1 tRNA gene and 2 rRNA genes are annotated in these 4,725 nt (G+C 50.3%); all 3 read left to right on the forward strand.

Annotated elements, in window-relative coordinates:
- The first annotated feature begins 47 nt into the window (after positions 1-47).
- Positions 48-1,596, forward strand: a 16S ribosomal RNA gene (locus NMM25_RS10440).
- Between the two features lie 51 nt (positions 1,597-1,647).
- A tRNA-Ala gene (locus NMM25_RS10445) sits at positions 1,648-1,720 on the forward strand.
- Positions 1,721-1,842: 122 nt separating this feature from the next.
- Positions 1,843-4,725 (forward strand): 23S ribosomal RNA (locus NMM25_RS10450); the annotation flags it as partial.

Genomic DNA, 4,725 nt, shown 5'->3' on the forward strand with positions numbered 1-4,725 from the left:
AAAAACAATAAATCTGTCAGTGACAGAAATGAGTGAGAACTCAAACTTTTAATGAGAGTTTGATCCTGGCTCAGGACGAACGCTGGCGGCGTGCCTAATACATGCAAGTAGAACGCTGAAGCTTGGTGCTTGCACCGAGCGGATGAGTTGCGAACGGGTGAGTAACGCGTAGGTAACCTGCCTGGTAGCGGGGGATAACTATTGGAAACGATAGCTAATACCGCATAAGAGTAGATGTTGCATGACATTTGCTTAAAAGGTGCAATTGCATCACTACCAGATGGACCTGCGTTGTATTAGCTAGTTGGTGAGGTAACGGCTCACCAAGGCAACGATACATAGCCGACCTGAGAGGGTGATCGGCCACACTGGGACTGAGACACGGCCCAGACTCCTACGGGAGGCAGCAGTAGGGAATCTTCGGCAATGGACGGAAGTCTGACCGAGCAACGCCGCGTGAGTGAAGAAGGTTTTCGGATCGTAAAGCTCTGTTGTAAGAGAAGAACGAGTGTGAGAGTGGAAAGTTCACACTGTGACGGTATCTTACCAGAAAGGGACGGCTAACTACGTGCCAGCAGCCGCGGTAATACGTAGGTCCCGAGCGTTGTCCGGATTTATTGGGCGTAAAGCGAGCGCAGGCGGTTAGATAAGTCTGAAGTTAAAGGCTGTGGCTTAACCATAGTACGCTTTGGAAACTGTTTAACTTGAGTGCAAGAGGGGAGAGTGGAATTCCATGTGTAGCGGTGAAATGCGTAGATATATGGAGGAACACCGGTGGCGAAAGCGGCTCTCTGGCTTGTAACTGACGCTGAGGCTCGAAAGCGTGGGGAGCAAACAGGATTAGATACCCTGGTAGTCCACGCCGTAAACGATGAGTGCTAGGTGTTAGACCCTTTCCGGGGTTTAGTGCCGCAGCTAACGCATTAAGCACTCCGCCTGGGGAGTACGACCGCAAGGTTGAAACTCAAAGGAATTGACGGGGGCCCGCACAAGCGGTGGAGCATGTGGTTTAATTCGAAGCAACGCGAAGAACCTTACCAGGTCTTGACATCCCTCTGACCGCTCTAGAGATAGAGTTTTCCTTCGGGACAGAGGTGACAGGTGGTGCATGGTTGTCGTCAGCTCGTGTCGTGAGATGTTGGGTTAAGTCCCGCAACGAGCGCAACCCCTATTGTTAGTTGCCATCATTCAGTTGGGCACTCTAGCGAGACTGCCGGTAATAAACCGGAGGAAGGTGGGGATGACGTCAAATCATCATGCCCCTTATGACCTGGGCTACACACGTGCTACAATGGCTGGTACAACGAGTCGCAAGCCGGTGACGGCAAGCTAATCTCTTAAAGCCAGTCTCAGTTCGGATTGTAGGCTGCAACTCGCCTACATGAAGTCGGAATCGCTAGTAATCGCGGATCAGCACGCCGCGGTGAATACGTTCCCGGGCCTTGTACACACCGCCCGTCACACCACGAGAGTTTGTAACACCCGAAGTCGGTGAGGTAACCTTTTAGGAGCCAGCCGCCTAAGGTGGGATAGATGATTGGGGTGAAGTCGTAACAAGGTAGCCGTATCGGAAGGTGCGGCTGGATCACCTCCTTTCTAAGGATAAGGAACTGCACATTGGTCTTGTTTAGTCTTGAGAGGTCTTGTGGGGCCTTAGCTCAGCTGGGAGAGCGCCTGCTTTGCACGCAGGAGGTCAGCGGTTCGATCCCGCTAGGCTCCATTGGTGAGAGATCACCAAGTAATGCACATTGAAAATTGAATATCTATATCAAATAGTAACAAGAAAATAAACCGAAACGCTGTAGTATTAAAAGAGTTTATGACTGAAAGGTCAAAAAATAAGGTTAAGTTAATAAGGGCGCACGGTGGATGCCTTGGCACTAGGAGCCGAAGAAGGACGTGACAAACGACGATATGCCTTGGGTAGCTGTAAGTAAGCGATGATCCAGGGATTTCCGAATGGGGGAACCCAACAGGTACTACCTGTTACCCACATCTGTTAAGGATGTGAGGAGGAAGACGCAGTGAACTGAAACATCTAAGTAGCTGCAGGAAGAGAAAGCAAAAGCGATTGCCTTAGTAGCGGCGAGCGAAACGGCAGGAGGGCAAACCGAAGAGTTTACTCTTCGGGGTTGTAGGACTGCAATGTGGACTCAAAGATTATAGAAGAATGATTTGGGAAGATCAGCCAAAGAGAGTAATAGCCTCGTATTTAAAATAGTCTTTGTACCTAGCAGTATCCTGAGTACGGCGGGACACGAGAAATCCCGTCGGAATCTGGGAGGACCATCTCCCAACCCTAAATACTCCCTAGTGACCGATAGTGAACCAGTACCGTGAGGGAAAGGTGAAAAGCACCCCGGGAGGGGAGTGAAATAGAACCTGAAACCGTGTGCCTACAACAAGTTCGAGCCCGTTAATGGGTGAGAGCGTGCCTTTTGTAGAATGAACCGGCGAGTTACGATATGATGCGAGGTTAAGTTGAAGAGACGGAGCCGCAGGGAAACCGAGTCTGAATAGGGCGCCTTAGTATCATGTCGTAGACCCGAAACCATGTGACCTACCCATGAGCAGGTTGAAGGTGCGGTAAGACGCACTGGAGGACCGAACCAGGGCACGTTGAAAAGTGCTTGGATGACTTGTGGGTAGCGGAGAAATTCCAAACGAACTTGGAGATAGCTGGTTCTCTCCGAAATAGCTTTAGGGCTAGCGTCGACATAAAGATTCTTGGAGGTAGAGCACTGTTTGGGTGAGGGGTCCATCCCGGATTACCAATCTCAGATAAACTCCGAATGCCAATGAATTATGGTCGGCAGTCAGACTGCGAGTGCTAAGATCCGTAGTCGAAAGGGAAACAGCCCAGACCACCAGCTAAGGTCCCAAAATAATTGTTAAGTGGAAAAGGATGTGGGGTTGCACAGACAACTAGGATGTTAGCTTAGAAGCAGCTATTCATTCAAAGAGTGCGTAATAGCTCACTAGTCGAGTGACCCTGCGCCGAAAATGTACCGGGGCTAAAACAATTTACCGAAGCTGTGGATACCTTTATAGGTATGGTAGGAGAGCGTTCTATGTGTGATGAAGGTATACCGTGAGGAGTGCTGGAACGCATAGAAGTGAGAATGCCGGTATGAGTAGCGAAAGACAGGTGAGAATCCTGTCCACCGTAAGACTAAGGTTTCCAGGGGAAGGCTCGTCCGCCCTGGGTTAGTCGGGACCTAAGGAGAGACCGAAAGGTGTATCCGATGGACAACAGGTTGATATTCCTGTACTAGAGTATGTAGTGATGGAGGGACGCAGTAGGCTAACTAAAGCAGACGATTGGAAGTGTCTGTCTAAGCAGTGAGGTGTGAATTGAGTCAAATGCTTAGTTCTATAACATTGAGCTGTGATGGGGAGCGAAGTTTAGTAGCGAAGTTAGTGACGTCACACTGCCAAGAAAAGCTTCTAGCGTTTAAACATACTCTACCCGTACCGCAAACCGACACAGGTAGTCGAGGCGAGTAGCCTCAGGTGAGCGAGAGAACTCTCGTTAAGGAACTCGGCAAAATGACCCCGTAACTTCGGGAGAAGGGGTGCTGACTTTAGGTCAGCCGCAGTGAATAGGCCCAAGCAACTGTTTATCAAAAACACAGCTCTCTGCTAAATCGTAAGATGATGTATAGGGGGTGACGCCTGCCCGGTGCTGGAAGGTTAAGAGGAGTGCTTAGGAGTAATCCGAAGGTATGAATTGAAGCCCCAGTAAACGGCGGCCGTAACTATAACGGTCCTAAGGTAGCGAAATTCCTTGTCGGGTAAGTTCCGACCCGCACGAAAGGCGTAATGATTTGGGCACTGTCTCAACGAGAGACTCGGTGAAATTTTAGTACCTGTGAAGATGCAGGTTACCCGCGACAGGACGGAAAGACCCCATGGAGCTTTACTGCAGTTTGATATTGAGTGTCTGTACCACATGTACAGGATAGGTAGGAGTCTATGAGATCGGGACGCCAGTTTCGAAGGAGACGTTGTTGGGATACTACCCTTGTGTTATGGCCACTCTAACCCGGATAGGTTATCCCTATCGGAGACAGTGTCTGACGGGCAGTTTGACTGGGGCGGTCGCCTCCTAAAAGGTAACGGAGGCGCCCAAAGGTTCCCTCAGAATGGTTGGAAATCATTCGCAGAGTGTAAAGGTATAAGGGAGCTTGACTGCGAGAGCTACAACTCGAGCAGGGACGAAAGTCGGGCTTAGTGATCCGGTGGTTCCGTATGGAAGGGCCATCGCTCAACGGATAAAAGCTACCCTGGGGATAACAGGCTTATCTCCCCCAAGAGTTCACATCGACGGGGAGGTTTGGCACCTCGATGTCGGCTCGTCGCATCCTGGGGCTGTAGTCGGTCCCAAGGGTTGGGCTGTTCGCCCATTAAAGCGGCACGCGAGCTGGGTTCAGAACGTCGTGAGACAGTTCGGTCCCTATCCGTCGCGGGCGTAGGAAATTTGAGAGGATCTGCTCCTAGTACGAGAGGACCAGAGTGGACTTACCGCTGGTGTACCAGTTGTCTTGCCAAAGGCATCGCTGGGTAGCTATGTAGGGAAGGGATAAACGCTGAAAGCATCTAAGTGTGAAACCCACCTCAAGATGAGATTTCCCATGATTTTATATCAGTAAGAGCCCTGAGAGATGATCAGGTAGATAGGTTAGAAGTGGAAGTGTGGCGACACATGTAGCGGACTAATACTAA

It is taken from the genome of Streptococcus sp. CF10-1, assembly GCF_024295825.1.
Lineage (GTDB): Bacteria > Bacillota > Bacilli > Lactobacillales > Streptococcaceae > Streptococcus.